This window comes from Streptomyces sp. NPDC092370 (assembly GCF_044755265.1).
In the GTDB taxonomy this organism is placed as follows: Bacteria; Actinomycetota; Actinomycetes; order Streptomycetales; family Streptomycetaceae; genus Streptomyces.
In genome coordinates this window covers 96,193-112,668 of record NZ_JBIVQO010000011.1, presented here as the reverse complement: position 1 = coordinate 112,668, position 16,476 = coordinate 96,193, and the positions used below count along the sequence as shown (strand labels likewise).

Annotated in this window: 11 protein-coding genes; 3 read left to right on the top strand and 8 right to left on the bottom strand. The window is 70.7% G+C overall.

The annotated features are described in order from the left end of the window. Positions 1–2: 2 nt before the first annotated feature. The 3 genes from ACIQHQ_RS28755 to ACIQHQ_RS28745 all read right to left on the bottom strand — a co-directional run bounded on the left by ACIQHQ_RS28755 (position 3) and on the right by ACIQHQ_RS28745 (position 3,158). Complete coding sequence (locus ACIQHQ_RS28755; protein WP_402617023.1) at positions 3–662, bottom strand: YceI family protein; 660 nt, start codon at positions 660–662, stop codon at positions 3–5. 190 nt (positions 663–852) lie between these two features. Continuing rightward, on the bottom strand, positions 853–1,896 hold the full coding sequence (locus ACIQHQ_RS28750) for a transferase (RefSeq protein ID WP_402617020.1): 1,044 nt from the start codon (positions 1,894–1,896) through the stop codon (positions 853–855). Then, entirely contained in the window at positions 1,893–3,158 is a 1,266-nt protein-coding gene (locus ACIQHQ_RS28745; protein ID WP_402617017.1) for a glycosyltransferase family 4 protein, read from the bottom strand. The genes ACIQHQ_RS28750 and ACIQHQ_RS28745 overlap by 4 nt, the downstream gene beginning before the upstream one ends. Positions 3,159–3,375: 217 nt before the next feature. Between ACIQHQ_RS28745 and ACIQHQ_RS28740 the strand changes: the two genes are divergently transcribed. Further along, positions 3,376–5,091: a VanW family protein gene (locus ACIQHQ_RS28740; RefSeq protein WP_402617014.1), complete on the top strand. Its 1,716-nt coding sequence runs from the start codon at positions 3,376–3,378 to the stop codon at positions 5,089–5,091. 116 nt (positions 5,092–5,207) lie between these two features. Further along, a complete protein-coding gene (locus ACIQHQ_RS28735; protein ID WP_402617011.1) occupies positions 5,208–6,605 on the top strand; it encodes a Tat pathway signal sequence domain protein in 1,398 nt (465 codons plus the stop codon). A gap of 45 nt (positions 6,606–6,650) precedes the next feature. On the opposite strand, the gene ACIQHQ_RS28730 is transcribed toward ACIQHQ_RS28735, so the two are convergent. The 4 genes from ACIQHQ_RS28730 to ACIQHQ_RS28715 form a co-directional block, all read right to left on the bottom strand. After that, positions 6,651–7,433 (bottom strand): carbonic anhydrase, encoded by a 783-nt coding sequence (locus ACIQHQ_RS28730; RefSeq protein ID WP_402617008.1) that lies wholly within the window; start codon positions 7,431–7,433, stop codon positions 6,651–6,653. Positions 7,434–7,599: 166 nt separating this feature from the next. Then, a complete protein-coding gene (gene katG / locus ACIQHQ_RS28725) occupies positions 7,600–9,825 on the bottom strand; it encodes a catalase/peroxidase HPI (protein ID WP_402617005.1) in 2,226 nt (741 codons plus the stop codon). A gap of 49 nt (positions 9,826–9,874) precedes the next feature. Next, positions 9,875–10,312, bottom strand: a complete 438-nt coding sequence (locus ACIQHQ_RS28720) for a Fur family transcriptional regulator (RefSeq protein ID WP_402617002.1) — start codon at positions 10,310–10,312, stop codon at positions 9,875–9,877. A gap of 177 nt (positions 10,313–10,489) precedes the next feature. Next, positions 10,490–11,356: a hypothetical protein gene (locus ACIQHQ_RS28715; protein ID WP_402616999.1), complete on the bottom strand. Its 867-nt coding sequence runs from the start codon at positions 11,354–11,356 to the stop codon at positions 10,490–10,492. A 158-nt stretch (positions 11,357–11,514) separates the two neighbouring features. Between ACIQHQ_RS28715 and ACIQHQ_RS28710 the strand changes: the two genes are divergently transcribed. Next, positions 11,515–12,960, top strand: coding sequence for a glyceraldehyde-3-phosphate dehydrogenase (locus tag ACIQHQ_RS28710; RefSeq protein WP_402616996.1), 1,446 nt, complete (start codon positions 11,515–11,517; stop codon positions 12,958–12,960). A 48-nt stretch (positions 12,961–13,008) separates the two neighbouring features. Here the strand turns inward: ACIQHQ_RS28710 and ACIQHQ_RS28705 are convergent, their stop codons facing one another. Next, positions 13,009–16,188 (bottom strand): RICIN domain-containing protein, encoded by a 3,180-nt coding sequence (locus ACIQHQ_RS28705; RefSeq protein ID WP_402616993.1) that lies wholly within the window; start codon positions 16,186–16,188, stop codon positions 13,009–13,011. Between the last annotated feature and the right edge of the window lie 288 nt (positions 16,189–16,476).

Sequence of the window (16,476 nt, the reverse complement as noted above, 5' to 3'; positions counted from 1 at the left end):
GGTCAGCCGCCCGTCGGGGGTGTCCGGATGGCAGCGATGTCGAGCTGCAGACGTACCTTCTCACTCACCATCGCACCGCCCTCGGCCAGCCTGCTGTTGTACGTCAGGCCCCAGTCCGAGCGGTTGATGGTCGTGGTGCCGTCGAAACCCACCCGGTCATAGCCGAAGGGGTCGGTGACACTTCCGATATAGGTCATGTCGAGTACGACGGGCCGCGTGACGCCCTTGATGGTCAGTTCGCCCGACATGCTGAACAGGTCGGCGCCCGTCTGCTCCACCGCCGTGCTGGTGAAGCGCATACGCGGATAGGTCATGGCGTCGAGGAAGTCACGGCCGACCAGGTGCGCGTCGCGTTGTTCCACCCCGGTGTCGACACTGGAGGTGAACAGCGTGATGTCGGCCCGTGACCGTGTGGGGTCGTGCGCGTCGAAGTACAGCCGGCTTTCGTACTCCAGGAAACAACCGCGCACGGTGGTCACCATGGCATGCCGGACGGAGAAGCCGATCCTGCTGTGCGCGGGGTCGACGACCCATTCACCGGACAGATTCGTCAGGTTGGGGTCCGGCAGCACGGCGGTGGGGGATGCCGATGCGCCGACGGAGCGCTGTGGGGGGAGCGGTGCCTGCCGGCGGGACGGCACAACGCGGTTGAACAGGTTCATGATTCATCTAGGTACTTGACTTTGGTTATAGCCGCAAGTCCCCTTCCGGTTTGCGGCAGTTGAGAACGAGCCCCTGACCTCTTTTCCCGCCGCTTTGCACAAAATCCACACATGGCCGTCGCGGCGCATCACCGAAACGACCATCCGGAACTCCAGGAATTTTCATTTCGGGCATATCGGTGAATCGGTCTTAGGTCACCTCTATCGCGAGGTCGTTGTCGACGGTGTAGTAGGGACGCAGACTGGATCTGTCCGTCTCGAGCGCCGGGTAGACGTGCACGTGCTTGCGGTCCGCCACGTCGTCGAGCAGCCGGCCGACCCTGATCGGCGCCGCCTCGGAGGTGGGCCGTACGAAGACGTCCCAGATCCGGGCCCCTGGCCCGCCCTCGTCCGTCAGCTCCCCGGGGCCGGCGGTGAAGGAGAAGCCCCGGCCGTCGTCGTCGATCCGGGGGTGGAGGGTCCGTATCGTGTCGGTGCCTCGCAGACGCAGGCGCACGGTGGCGTCCTCGTGGAGATCGGCGCCGTGGAGGCGGGCCGTGACCGTCACGGCCCGGTCCGTGACGCCGATCGTGCGGGTCTCCGCGTGGGCGGCGCGCCGCCACACCCTGATCGCGAGGAAGCCGTCCTTCGTGGCGTACGGGATCCTGACCGCGACCGGCGAGGGGCGGTCGCGCAGATGCCCGTCGACGAGGGCGCGCAGATCCCGCAGACCGGGGCGCAGCCGTCGGCGTTCGGCTCCCAGCTCGGGCAGGAGGTACACGTCCCAGCGGCCTTCGCCGAGGGCCGGGTGCGGTTCCAGTACGGCGTGCCGACGGCCGTCGGCCCGGTCGGGTTCCAGGTCGAGCACGTGAGGAGTCGTCTCGGGCCGCCCCTTCCCGGGCCGCAGCCGCAGAAGCAGCCGGGGGTGCGCGGCCGGAATCGGCGGCAGGCGGAAGGTGATCCGGCCGTCCGTGTCGATCGCGCAGTCGGCGCGCAGCTGCGTCTCAAGGGTGTCAGGCGCCGGGCTTGCCGCCGTGCTCTTCGGCGTACGCGGTGTGGTGCTCTCACGCGGCCCAGCGCCCCGGCTCGGCGATTCCCGCATCGCGCCCTCGTGCCGCGCGTCCGGCGTCGTGCCGTGAGGCGACGTCCCCGGCCCAGCGCCCCGGCTCGGCGATTCCCCCATCGCGCCCTCGCGCGGTATGCCCGGCACGGTGTCCTCGTGCGGGCGGGTCGTCCGGTCTTCCGGCGTGTTCATCGGCTTCCCTTCCGTATCGAGCGCAGTACCCCGGTGGCAGCCGCGTGGGCTGCGTCACGGGCGGCATGGCCCCGGCCGGCCAGAGCGCTCTGGGTGCGGTGGCCCCGCGGAGCGGCCGTCCGGGCGGTGCTCCTGGCCGCGGCGGCGGTCTCCAGCAGGCGTTCGGCCTGGGCGACGACGGGGCCGGGGGCGAAGCGGCGCGCGTTGTCCAGTGCGGCCCGGCTCATGCGGCGGCGGCGCTCGTCGTCGCCCACCAGTTCGAGCAGGGCCGCGGCGAGTGCGTCGCGGTCCCCGACCGGTACGAGCCGGCCGTCTGTTCCGTCCTTGATGATCTCGCCGGGGCCGTAGGGGCAGTCGGTGCTGACGACGGGCAGTCCACAGCGCATGGCCTCGACGATGGTCATGCCGAACGGCTCGAAGTTGGACGCGGCCGCGCCGATCGAGCCCTTGGCCCACTCGGCCTCCATGGGAGTGGCGGCGCCCATCAGGAACACGTTGTTCCACAGCCGGAGCCGCTCGATGAGCTCCCGGAGCCTCGGCTGCTCCTCGCCCTTGCCGTAGATGCGCAGCTGCCAGTCCGGGTGCGCGGTGGCGACACGGGCGAACGCCTCGATGAGGAGGTCGTAGCGCTTGACGGGGACCAGGCGGCCCGCGGCGATCACCACCTTGGCGGTGCTGTCGGCGGGCGGCAGGACGGGGTCGGGGACGCTGTTCGGGAGGGCCTCCACATGGACACCGGGCAGCCACATCTTGCGGCGGTAGGCGGCGGCGTCCGCTTCCGTGACCGTGGTGATCACGTCGAGGCGGCGGTAGGCGCGGCGCAGGGCCGTGCGCAGCCGCGGGGAGTGGTTGTCGAGCGTGAGGTGCTCCTGGCCGACGCGCAGGACGTGGTGTGGGGCCTGCCGGGCGATGTGCACGTTGAGCCCCGGGCGGGTGCCGATGACGACGTCCGTGTCGAGGGCTTCGAGGCACTCTCCGATGCGCTGGTCGGTCAGCTCGCTGTACTGGCGGTGGCGGTACTCGGCGGCCGGGAACACTTTGGCCGGTCTCTGATGCAGCGGATGGTCCGCCTCCGTGCGCAGGTCGACCAGTGCCCGCAGCCGCACCCGGGGATCGAGGACGAGGTTCGGGTGTTCGCGGTGCCGTAGCGCGGAGACGATCTCCACGTCGTGCCGCTCGGCCAGGGCCCCGGCCAGGTTGAACGTGGTGGTGATCGTGCCTCCGATTCCGTAGGCGTTGTGAAGCAGGAAAGAGATCTTCATGGTGGCCTAGACCGTGCCAACGCCCGGTCCGTTGCTCGTCGTTATCACTCTGTGGCCATGCCCGGCGACCGGTCCGGTGCGGTCGGTTCCGAATGATCTCGGACTTGAGTGGTCTGGGCCATACCCCTTTGCCCTCCATGTGTGGATAGCTTGATGTGTTTGCCCGCACATCGTTCGCGTTTTCGGGTGCACCCTCATATCGATCTTCAGGAGACCCATGCGCCCCCGCACAGCCTCCCTCCCGCGCGTCGCTTCCCTCTCGTCGCTCGCCCTCGCCGGCGGCGCGCTGGCCGTGGGGGCCGGCGGTCTGTATCTCGCAGGGCTCCTCCTCACGGGTGGGGAGGTCGACTCCGGTACGACCGTGCGCGGGGTGGAGATCGGGGGGCTCAGCCGCGCGGAGGCGGTGCGGAAGCTGGAACGGGACCTGCGCGCGGCCGGCGCACGGGACCTCCCCGTGACGGTCGGCGACCGCACGGGCACGGTCGACCCCGAGGACGCGGGCCTCTCCTACGACGTCCAGGAGACCGTCGACCGGGCGGCGCGCACCGGCGCCGATCCGCTCAGCGTGTTCGGTGGCCTTTTCCGCTCGGGAGGCGACATCGAGCCGGCCGTCCGCCTCGACGAGGGCAAGGCCCGGTCGGCCCTCGGGCAGCTGGCGAAGGACCTCGACCAGAAGGTCCGGGACGGCGGCGTCGTCTTCGACGACGGGCGCGTGAAGACCGTCGCGGCGCGCACGGGATACACCCTGGACGTGAACGCCTCGGTCGAGCCGCTGCGTGACTCCTTCCTGGACGGCACCCGCGCGCCCACTCCCCTGCCCACCCGTGAGACCCGGCCTAAGGTCACGGCCGACGAGGTGCGGCGGGCGGTGCGCGCCTTCGCGGAGCCGGCCATGTCGGGCCCCGTGACGCTCACCGCGGCGGGCAGGCGGTTCGCGGTCGGCCCGGACACGCTGGGCGAGCATCTGACCATGCGGCCGGACGCGGACGGTGAACTGCGACCGGAGCTCGACGCGAAGGGGCTGCGCGCCGAGCCCTCCGTGGCGAGACCACTGGACGACATCACCACGACCGCCGAGAACGCGACACTGCGACCGGAGGGCGACAAGGCCGTGGTGACCGAGGACGCCACGGTGGGCCGGTCGGTCACCGACAAGGCGCTGGGCAGGGCCGTGCTACCGCTGCTCGGCAAGTCGGGCGCGGCCCGCAGCGGCGAGGTGGAGGTGCGCCGGACTCAGCCGGAGGTGACCCGCGAGAACGCCGCGGAGCTGGGGCTGACGGAGAAGATGTCCTCGTTCACCGTCCACTTCGAACCGGCCGAGTACCGCACCAAGAACATCGGCCGGGCCGTGGAGCTCATCAACGGGTCCGTCGTCGGGCCCGACGAGACGTGGAGTTTCAACCGGACCGTCGGGGAGCGCACCGAGGCCAACGGCTTCATGGACGGCATCATCATCCTCGACGACAGGTTCACCAAGGCGGCCGGCGGCGGCGTCTCCTCCGTGGCGACGACCGTGTACAACGCGCTGTTCTTCGCCGGGGTCAAGCCCGTGGAGCACGGAGCGCACTCCTTCTACATCGAGCGTTACCCGGAGGGCCGCGAGGCGACGGTCGCCTGGGGCAGCCTGGACCTGCGGTTCACCAACGACTCCGGCAAGGCCCTCTACATCCAGGCGGAGTCCACGGACACCTCCGTGACCGTCTCCTTCCTCGGCACCCGCGCGTACGACGAGATCACGTCGGTGACGGGCCCGCGGACCGAGGTGAAGAAGCCGCGGAAGAAGGTCAGCGACGACAAGGAATGCGTGCCCCAGACACCACTCGAGGGGTTCGACGTCACCGTGGAGCGGGTCTTCTACGACGACGGCCGCGAAGTGAAGCGGGAGCCGTACCGCACGCACTACGCACCGCGTGACGAGATCGTCTGCGAGTGATCCGCCCTTCGTTCGCCGCCCTGCGCAACTTTCCCTCGTGAACGAGGCGTTGACCCGGACCGGGAGCGCCAGCACAATGAGCGCCGACTGGGTGAGAGCGCTCTCAAGGGAGATCCATGACTGGCAGACAAGGCCCGGCGCTCAGCCGGCGTTCGCTCATCGGTGCCGGACTCGGCATCAGTGCCGCGGGGCTCGTCGCCGCCGGCCCGGGACAGGCCTTCGCGGCCGGCTCTCCCCGCACGCGCCCCGCTTCGGGCCCGGCCCGGGGGCACGCCTTTCTCGCCGCCGCCATGGACGCCTATCCCGGCCACGGGAGCATCCGCCTGACGCAGAGCTACACCGACCAGGCCGGTCTGTTCAGCACCGCGTTCACCTACGACAACGCCCTCGCGATCCTCGCCCACCTCGCGGCCCGGACCGCCGCCGGCCTGACCAGGGCCGAGACGCTGGGCGACGCGCTGCTCTACGCCCAGGACCACGACCCGGCCCACGACGACGGCAGGCTCCGGCAGGCCTACAACGTCGGGCCGTACACCTTCTACGACGGCTCGCTCCAGCCCGACGGCTTCGTGCGGGCGGACGGCACCGCCAACGTCGGTACGCACTTCGGCTTCACCGGCACGGCCGTCGGTGACATGGCCTGGGCGGGCATCGCGCTCAGCGCCCTGGCCCGTCGTACCGGAGCGCGCCGCTTCCTCGCCGGTGCCGTGCGGATCGGCGAGTGGATCGAGCGGACCGGCCGGACCGAGGAGCCTCTTGGTGGTTACAAGTTCGGCGTCGACGGGGCGAATCAGAAGCTGCCGTTCACCTCGACCGAGCACAACACCGATCTGATCTGTCTCTTCGGCCGGCTCGCCAGGCTTACCGGCGACTGGGTGTGGCGGGAGCGGCGTGCGCGGGCCCAGGCCTTCGTGCAGCGGATGTGGGAGCCGTCCGGGGGCTTCTTCTACACCGGCACCAACGACGGCGTGACGGTCAACAAGTCCCCGATCCCCGAGGACACCCAGACCTGGACGTACCTCGCACTGGGCCCGCGCGCCCGCGGCCACTCCCGCTCGCTGGACTGGGCCGCGGCCGAGCTGGCCGTACGCGACCACTCCGGGCGCCCGAACAGCGCGGTGCCCGCCGGGCAGTCGTACGAGGGGGTCACCTTCAGTTCGGCGAGTCTGCTCGCGAACGAGGACGCGCCGATCGCACAGGGCCAGCCCAGGCCCGACCGCAACGGCGTCTGGTTCGAGGGGACGGCTCATCTCGCCCTCGCCCTGCGTGAGCGCGGGGGGCGGGCTGACGAGGTACGTGCCCGGCGTCTGCTCACCTCGACCGAGCAGGCGCAGGAACTGCTGGGCGGTGGTCAGACCGTGGGAGGCAAGGCGCTCCCCGGGCAGTCCGGTGTGGTGTCCGCGAGCAGTCCGCTGGATACCGGGTTCGGCTTCGGCTACTACCCTTACCGGCACACCGGGGCGACTGCCTGGTACCTGATGGCGGCGGCTCGGTTCAATCCGCTGCGGGCGTGACGGACGGCCCGGTCCGCCGGCGCGTGCAGCGGACCGGGCGGCCTCTCAGGCCAGGCGGTGGACGGCCTGGCTCGTCAGTTCGTAGCGGGCGCCGACGATCGCCAGCTTGCCGGTGCCGACCCTCGCGGCGAGTTCGGGCTCCGCGGCCAGCCGGGAGCGCACGAGCCGGACGTTGGCGCTCACGGTCGCGTCGATCCGGGCGTCGCCTGCCCGATCGTGGTCTATGGCCGGGCGTATCTGATCGACGAGGTACTGCATATGGGCGGGCAGGTGCTCCCCCGACTGCTCCGCCTCGACAGCGGCTCGCACCGCGCCGCACGACTGGTGACCGAGGACGACGACCAGCGGTATGCCGAGTTCCAGGACGCCGTAGGCGACGCTGCCGAGCACGGCCTCGTCCAGGACCTCCCCGGCGGTGCGCACGGTCATCAGGTCCCCCAGGCCCTGGTCGAAGACCAGCTCCGGGGGCACACGCGAGTCGATGCAGCCCAGCACGACCGCGAAGGGATGCTGGCCGGTGGCCAACTCCCGTCGTATCTCCGGGTTCTCGTGCGGGTGACGTTCCCGGAAGGCGCGCCAGCGACGGTTGCCCGCGGCCAGTTCGTTCAAGGCTTCGTCGGGGGTGCCGGGCCGCGTGTGTGTTTCCCGGCCCGGGGCGGCGGCCGTGGCCGGCCCGGCCACACTCAGGCCCGCGCCGAGGGCTGCGGCCCCGGTCAGGGCGGTGCGCAGAAGGGTGCGACGGCCGGTGCCGCCGGTGGTGGGCCGTGGACCGGCGAAGGGGCGCGGTGCACGGCCGGCGCCTCTGTGGGCAGCGGAATCTGTGTTCACAGCCCGAACGTACGCCCGGATCGCGGCACGGTCGCGGTCCTTGCCGTTTTCATGGTGAGAGTTGGGTAAGTGATGTTCTTGCCTTGAAGGCTTTTTGACGCTCTCTCAGGCAACCGGCAAAACGCCCGGGCCTTCCGGCCCGGGCGTTCTGTCATGCGGGGGTGGTTCAGACCAGGTCGAACCGGTCCAGGTTCATGACCTTGACCCACGCGGCGACGAAGTCGTTCACGAACTTCTCCTTCGCGTCGTCGCTCGCGTAGACCTCGGCGAGCGCGCGCAGCTCGGAGTTCGAGCCGAAGACCAGGTCGGCGCGCGAGCCGGCCCACTTGACCTCGCCCGTGGCGGCGTCGCGGCCCTCGAACGTGGTCTGGTCCTCGGAGGTCGACTTCCAGGTGATGCCCAGGTCGAGCAGGTTGACGAAGAAGTCGTTCGTCAGCGAGCCGGGCGTCGTGGTGAGCGCACCGAGCTGGCTCTGCTGGTGGTTGGCGCCCAGCACCCGCAGGCCGCCGACCAGGACGGTCATCTCAGGGGCGCTCAGGGTGAGCAGGTTCGCCTTGTCGAGCAGCAGGTACTCGGCCGGCAGGCGGTTGCCCTTGCCGAGGTAGTTGCGGAACCCGTCGGCGGTCGGCTCGAGCGCCTCGAACGACTCGGCGTCGGTGTGCTCCTGCGTCGCGTCCACACGGCCCGCGGCGAAGGGGACCTCCACCTGGAAACCGGCTTCCTTGGCGGCCTTCTCGACGGCGGCGGAGCCACCGAGGACGATCAGGTCGGCCAGGGAGACCTTCTTGGCGCCGGAGCCGGCGTTGAAGTCCTGCTGGATGCCCTCCAGGACACGCAGGACCTGGGCCAGCTCGTCGGGCTCGTTGACCTCCCAGCCGCGCTGCGGCTCAAGACGGATCCGGGCACCGTTGGCACCGCCGCGCTTGTCGCTGCCGCGGAAGGTGGAGGCGGAGGCCCACGCGGTGGACACCAGCTGGGAGACGCTCAGACCCGACTCCAGGAGCTTGGTCTTGAGGACCTTGATGTCCTCCGCGTCGATCGGCTCGCCCTCGGCCTCGGGCAGCGGGTCCTGCCACAGCAGGGTCTCCTGCGGGACCTCCGGGCCGAGGTACAGCGACTTCGGGCCCATGTCACGGTGGGTCAGCTTGAACCAGGCGCGGGCGAAGGCGTCCGCGAACTGGTCGGGGTTCTCGTAGAACCGGCGGGAGATGGGCTCGTAGATCGGGTCGAAGCGCAGCGCCAGGTCGGTGGTGAGCATCTTCGGACGGTGCTTCTTCGACGGGTCGTGCGCGTCGGGCACGATCTCCGGAGCGTCCTTGGCCACCCACTGGTTGGCGCCGGCCGGGCTCTGCTCCAGCTCGTACTCGAACTCGAAGAGGTTCTTGAAGAAGCCGTTGCTCCACTGGGTGGGCGTGCTGGTCCAGGTGACTTCGAGGCCGGAGGTGATGGTGTCACCGCCCTTGCCGGTGCCGTACGTGCTGCGCCAGCCCAGACCCTGCTCCTCCATGGAGGCGGCCTCGGGGTCGGCGCCGACGTGGTCGGCGGGACCCGCCCCGTGGGTCTTGCCGAAGGTGTGACCGCCGGCGATCAGGGCGACGGTCTCCTCGTCGTTCATCGCCATGCGGCGGAACGTCTCACGGATGTCGCGGGCCGCGGCGATCGGGTCCGGGTTGCCGTTGGGGCCCTCGGGGTTGACGTAGATGAGGCCCATCTGGACGGCGCCGAGCGGGTTCTCCAGCTCGCGGTCGCCGGTGTAGCGCTTGTCGTCGAGCCAGGTGGTCTCGGGGCCCCAGTAGACGTCCTCCTCGGACTCCCACACGTCCTCACGGCCGCCGGCGAAGCCGAAGGTCTCGAAGCCCATCTGCTCCAGGGCGACGTTGCCGGTGAGGATCATGAGGTCGGCCCAGGAGATGCTCTGGCCGTACTTCTTCTTCACGGGCCACAGCAGACGACGCGCCTTGTCGAGGTTGCCGTTGTCCGGCCAGCTGTTGAGCGGGGCGAAGCGCTGCTGACCGGCACCGGCGCCGCCGCGGCCGTCGCTGATGCGGTAGGTGCCGGCACTGTGCCAGGCCATACGGACCATCAGGGGGCCGTAGTTGTCGAAGTCGGCCGGCCACCAGTCCTGCGAGGTGGTGAGCACCTCGGCGATGTCGCGTTTCACGGCCGCGAGGTCGAGGGCCTGGAACGCCTCGGCGTAGTCGAAGTCCTCACCGAGGGGGTTGGCCACCTCGGGGTTCTTGGCGAGGATCTTCAGGTTGAGGCGCTCGGGCCACCACTGGCGGTTGCCGCCCCCTTGGGTCGGGTGCAGAGCGCGGCCGTGGGCCACGGGGCAACCGCCTCCCGTCTCCTCCGACTTCGGGTCGGTGACGATCGCGTCGTGGTTCTCAGTCATGGAAATCCTTCCGGACGGGTGGATCACGGTGCTCGGGTGGATCACGTGCTCAGGAACTGCGGGCGGTGGAGCAGGTGGGGCACAGGCCCCAGTAGATGACCTCGGCCTCGTCCACGGCGAAGCCGCGGTCGTCGGACGCGGTCAGACAGGGGGCGTGGCCGACCGCGCAGTCGACGTCGGCGACGGCTCCGCACGACCGGCACACGAGGTGGTGGTGGTTGTCGCCGACGCGCCCCTCGTAGAGGGCCGGGCTGCCGGGCGGGTCGAGGCGGCGTATGAGTCCCGCCGCGGTGAGTGCGTGCAGCCCCTCGTAGACGGCCTGGACGGAGATGTGGCCCACGCGGCCGCGCACCTCGGAGGCGATGGCCTCTGCGCCGAGGTGGTCACCGTCCCGCACGGCCTCGAGCAGCGCGACGCGAGCGGCCGTCACCCTCAGGCCGGCACCGCGCAGCTCCTCGGCGGTGGTCGGGGTCCCGGATGCGGTCATGCGGCCAACCTAGCCACACAAACACGATTGGTTCAAGAAAACGAACGGTTCAATTTTGGTGTCGTGCACGTGAGGCCTTGCGGGATGGCTTACCTGACCGATGTGAGTTCGGTCACAGGGGTCGTGCTCGCGCTGTGACGAGCACCGGGCGTCGCGCATCGCCGTGCCGGTCCGGGATCAGGCGTCGGATGAGGTCAGGCGCTCCAGCCGGGCGGCGGCCGTGGCGGCGTTGCGGCCGGCCTCGCGGACCCGGCGGTCGGCTGTGCGCGCCCGTTCCCGGGCCGTCCGCTCCGCGAAGCGGGCCTGCTGGTGTTCGTTCCTGGCGCGTTCCAGCTCCCCGGTCAGCTCCTCCACGCGCCGCTGGAGATCCTCCGTCCGCTGGTGCGCCTTTGCCGCCTCCTGGCCCACGGCCGCCGCCTCGTCCCGCAGCCTGCCCAGCTCGCGCTCGGCGGCTTCGGCGTCCTCGCGGGCCCGGGCGAGCCGGCGCCGCTGCTGCGTACCGGCCTGCTTGCCCGGGCGGGAGGGAGCCGGGGCGGGTGAGGGGCCTTCGGGCTGGGCGCCCTCGGCGACGGCGGGGAAGCCGACGGCCGCGCTGAGCGGCTTGGCCAGACGGCCGCCCGCCCAGGCCTGCGCGGCCTCCGGGTCGGCCAGGACGGCGTGCAGGGTGTTCTCGACCTCGCGCTGCACGCTCTCGCCGATCGGATGTCCGGCCTCCTTGGCGAGCTGCCGGGCCTGCATGGACAGGGCCCGGATGAGCGCGTGCTGCCGTCGGCTCAGCTCGCGCAGCTGTGCGCCGTCCAGGTCCTGGTGGGCCCGGCGCAGCCCCTCCCCCAGGCGCAGCAGGGGCTCGACCTCCCCGGGGCTGCTGCGGACCAGCAGGTTGCTCACCCAGGCGGCGAGACTGGGCTTGCGCAATGCGCGGATCCGCTCGGCGAGTTCCCGGTCACCGGCGCCGCGGGCGGAGGCCATGGCGGAGGCACGTGCGGCGGTGAACTCCTCCGGGCGCAGGGCGTACAGCTGGTCGGCGACGGAGTCGTAATCCATGAACACCCCTTTCGCACGGAAGATCCGCTTTCGATCCTCTCAGGGCCTGCCCCGAGAGGCGCGCGGAGAGGCCACGGAAGGCGTCGGAGGCACCCCGTTCAAGATCAGGAAATCGACGGTTTAACATATGAGCGCCGCCTAGCTCGAAAGATGGACTCGTGACTGTCAACGACGACTCGTTCACCAACTGGAAGAACCGCGAGGAGATCGCGGAGTCGATGATCCCGATCATCGGGAAGCTGCACCGGGAGCGGGACGTGACGGTCCTGCTGCACAGCCGCTCCCTGGTGAACAAGTCGGTGGTCAGCATCCTCAAGACCCACCGGTTCGCCCGGCAGATCGCGGGCGCGGAGCTCTCGGTCACCGAGACGCTGCCGTTCCTGACGACGCTCGCCGAGCTGGACCTCGGGCCGTCCCAGATCGACATCGGCATGCTCGCCGCGACGTACCGCGAGGATGACCGCGGTCTGTCGGTCGCGGAGTTCACCGCCGAGGCCGTCGCCGGTGCCACGGGCGCCAACAAGATCGAGCGCCGCGAGGGCCGGGACGTCGTCCTCTACGGTTTCGGCCGCATCGGCCGGCTCGTCGCCCGGCTGCTCATCGAGAAGTCCGGCTCGGGCAACGGCCTGCGGCTGCGGGCCATCGTCGTGCGCGGCGGCGGGGAGCAGGACATCGTCAAGCGCGCCTCGCTGCTGCGCCGTGACTCCATCCACGGCCAGTTCCAGGGCACGATCACCGTCGACGAGGCGAACAGCACGATCGTCGCCAACGGCAACGCGATCAAGGTGATCTACGCCAACGACCCGTCCGAGGTCGACTACACGGCGTACGGCATCAAGGACGCCATCCTCATCGACAACACCGGCAAGTGGCGCGACCGCGAGGGCCTGTCCCAGCACCTGCGCCCCGGTATCGACAAGGTCGTGCTGACCGCGCCCGGCAAGGGCGACGTCCCCAACATCGTGCACGGTGTCAACCACGACACGATCAAGCCGGACGAGCAGATCCTGTCCTGCGCGTCCTGCACCACGAACGCGATCGTGCCGCCGCTGAAGGCGATGGACGACGAGTTCGGAGTCCAGCGCGGCCACGTGGAGACCGTCCACTCGTTCACCAACGACCAGAACCTGCTGGACAACTACCACAAGGCCGACCGCCGCGGCCGGTCCGCGCCGCTCAACATGGTCATCACCGAGACCGGAGCCGCCTCCGCCGTCGCCAAGGCGCTGCCCGACCTCAAGGCGCCGATCACCGGCAGTTCGATCCGCGTCCCGGTCCCGGACGTCTCCATCGCGATCCTCAGCCTGCGGCTCGGCCGTGAGACGACCCGGGAGGAGGTCCTCGACCACCTCCGCGACGTCTCCCTGACCTCTCCGCTCAAGCGCCAGATCGACTTCACCACGGCTCCCGACGCGGTCTCCAGCGACTTCATCGGCTCGCGCCACGCCTCGATCGTCGACGCCGGCGCCACCAAGGTCGACGGCGACAACGCGATCCTCTACCTGTGGTACGACAACGAGTTCGGCTACTCGTGCCAGGTCATCCGCGTCGTGCAGCACGTCTCCGGCGTGGAGTACCCGACGTACCCGGCCCCGGCGGTCTGACCCCGGAAGACGAAAGCGCGGGGCGTGCGGGCCCCGCGCTTTCGTGTGTCACCGGCGGGTCAGTTCGATCCGGTACTCCCGTGAGCGGGAACCGTCTTCGCTCGCCACGGAGACGATGTGGACCGTCCGGCCTCCGGACGCGTCCTTGCCGACCGTCACCTTCGCGTAGGGATCACGCGGCGTGGCGGTGATCTCGGCCCGGCCGGGACGGTCGACCGCCACCCGGTAACTCGTCCGGTCCGGGTCGAAGCCGCTCACAGACGTGCCGTCCACCTCGATCGACGCCGCCGCAGCGTCGGCGGAAGCGCCCGGCGCCTTGGCGTGCACCTCGATCTCCCCGAGGGTGATGTAGCCGCCCGGGCGGGCCGTCATGACCACGCGCACACCCGTCGCCGGGCCGGTCGCACGCACCGGGACGTCGACCACGGGTGTGCCCTCGCTGCCGACGGCCACCCGGTCGCTCGCGTCGGACCAGGTGCCGTCGGCGCCGCGCACCTGCACCTTGAGGGACTCCGCGAAGCTGACGTTGGTGCCGTCGCGGTGGAAGTGGGTGACGACCCGGGTCAGGTCGCGTGCCTCCGGCAGGGTGAAGGTGATGGTGTCGGAGGGGTTCTTCGTGCCGGACCGCCAGTTCGACCAGGCCTTCTCGGACGTGGTGCCGTTGCGCAGGCCCTCGGCGGAGTACCCGCTCTCGGTGTAGGTCGCGCCGACCGTCACGCCCTCGTCGCGCGCGGAGTTGGTCTCCCGGGGTGTGGTGACCTGGACGCGTACACTCGCCGCGGCCGTGGCCCCGCCGGGGACCCGGGCGGTGCCGCGCAGGGTCACCACGCCGGTGTCGTCGAACGCGCCCTCGGCGGCGGGGTCCCAGGTGACCGGGAGGTCGGCGGTTCCGCCGTGCCGTCCCACGCCGGTGACGGTGGCGGGCAGGTCCGGCCGCCCTCCGGTCCAGGTCTTGGCGCGGGCCGGGAGGGTGGAGGCGATGGTGTCCACGGTGACCACCGCCTCGGCCGGCACGGTGCGGCCGAGAGCGTCGGTGGCCCTGCCCTTCACCCGTACCGTTCCGGGGGTGCGCCAGCGTGAGGCGGAGGGCAGCGTCCACTCGACCGGCAGCGCGCCCCTGGCGCCGTCACGGAAGACGGGCCTCACGGTCCCGGGCAGCTCGGGGGCGCGCCCGGGGACGGTGAACGCCGTGGCCGGCTGCGTGCGGAGCACCGTCTCGTCGGTCACGCCCCAGCGCTGGTTGGCGCTGGAGGTCGGGAGGAAGGCCGAGACCCGGGCGCCGTCAGCCGTCGACTGGCCGAGGACGTCGAGAAGACGGCCCGTCGCGGCGTTGACGAAGGTCCAGCTGCCGTCCCCGGTGGTGGACATGATCCACTGTGCCGCCGGGGTGTCCTCCCTCTCGTCGAGTACGGCCTCGTTGTCGCGTACGGCGAGGCGCCTGCCGTCGGCGGCGTTGACGAGGGCGTAGCGTTCGCGGTTGCCGTCGCCACGCGTCAGCCGCTTCACGGACCAGAGCTGGGACGTGGCGGCCGGGTCGGCCGTGCGCACGACGACGCCGTCGCCCTCGGCGGACGGTGCCAGGGACTTGCCGCTCTGGGCGCCCTGGAGACGGTAGACGTGGCCGGGCTGGATGAGCGCGGCGTCCTTCGCGGTTCCGGACACACCGTCGACGAGGAGGCTGGTCACGGACTTGGCGGGGACGGTGACGGTGGCGGAGCCGTCCTGGACCCGCACGGGCGTGCCGCGGACGAGCGCTCCTTCGTCGCTGGTCACCACCGGGGTCACGGTGGCGCCGCGGGCGACTCGCCGGAACTTCGTGAGGTCCAGGGTCACCGCGCGCGGGGTCGTGCCGTTGTTGACGTGCACCACTGTCGCTCCGCGGCCGGACTTGCGTACGGCGGCGACGCTGGAGGGGTCGTCGGACGTGACGAAGTGGTCGCCGGGGCGGATGTGGTGGGTGAAGTTGCGCAGGGTGTGGAACTTGGTGTTGGCCTTGATCGGGCAGGTCCGCAAGGTGTCCTGGGCGGTGCAGTTGAACGGGATGTGGATGCTGCCCCAGTTCTTGCCGGCCTGTGCCTGGGGGATGGAATCCTCGATCGGCTGCCACAACACCCAAGCGGACGGTTCCAGTTCACGGATGTCCTCGACGACCCGGGTGGCGATGCCGAGTCCCGGTTCCATGCCGGTGAAGTCGGTGCCGGTCCCCCAGGTGCCCTCGACCTCGCTCATCCAGAACGGTTTGTCCGCGGCCTTGGCGCTGTCCCGGGCGCTGGTGCGCATGCCGGTGCCGTAGGTGTGCACGTTGAGCTGGTCGACGGCGGCACGGGCGGAGCTGTCGTAGGCGTTCCAGTTGCGGACGAAGGTGCTGGGGTTGGTTTCGTCCATCGCGGAGATCTTGGCGCGGGTCCTTGCCTTCTCCAGTGCGCGTCGCAGCGCGAGGACGACCTTCTGCTGGAGTTCCGGGCCGGCGTGGGCGCCCTCCTGGCGGCCTCCGGTGGGCTGTCCGTCGGGGCCGATCTGGGTGCCCCAGTAGTTGGTGTTGGGCTCGTTGAGCGGGGCGATGGTGTCGAAGTCGATGCGGTGCTTCTTCTCCAGGTGTTCGGCCACCTTGACCAGGTAGGTGGCGAAGTCGTCGACGCGGTCCGCCCGTATCTGGTCGGTGTTGGCGTCGAAGCCTCCGGAGACGTAGCCGCTGACGGTCTGGAACCAGGGCGGCGAGTTGCTGAACGCCTCCCAGCGGGTGACCTTGTTCTTGACGCGGTCCACCCACCAGCGCTGGCCCGGGTCGGCGGACCAGTCCCAGTGCGCGGGGTCGTCCGGGTTCCACCAGTCGGTGTCCTCTCTGGTGGTGCCCTCGGGTGCCTTCCAGAAGCCGTCCATCGTCGCGCCGGTCTTCATGTAGTTCTTGCGGACGTCGGGGGCGTTGCCGCCGCCGATGTTGTAGCGGGCGATGTTGAGGCGGAGGCCGTCCTCGCCGAACAGCATGTCGGCGAGCTTCTGCCGTATGGGTTCGGGGTAGCGGCCGGTGATGTTGGCGAACCAGACGAGGCTCGTCCCCCACCCCTCGAACTCCTGCTGCCGGTAGGACGGGTCGATCCGAACCGTGACCGCGCTCGCCCGCGGGTTCGCGGCAGCGGCGGCGGGAGGCACGGTCACGAGGCTCGCGCCAAGAGCCAAGGGGACGGTGACCGCCAGTGCCGTCCGGGTGAGGCGATGTCTGCTGGACATGGATTCCCTTCGGGAGCGAACAGAACCGCGCAGAATCAATCGAGCTTCCCGAATGTTTTAGGACGGCAATCAACACGTCAAGAGGAGGGAACGTGCGGGGAACCCGCGAGCGGACGATGCCGGGGCGGCCCCGGCGAGCGTTCGTGGGGCGGCTGAGACGAACGTGGCGGGGGGGGGGGGCGGCCGGGGGGGGGCGCCCCCCCCCCGGGGGGGGGGGGGGGGGGGGGTTGGGGGGGGGGGGGGGGCGTATTTAGGATTGGGGGGGGGGGGGGGGCCGGCCCGCGACGG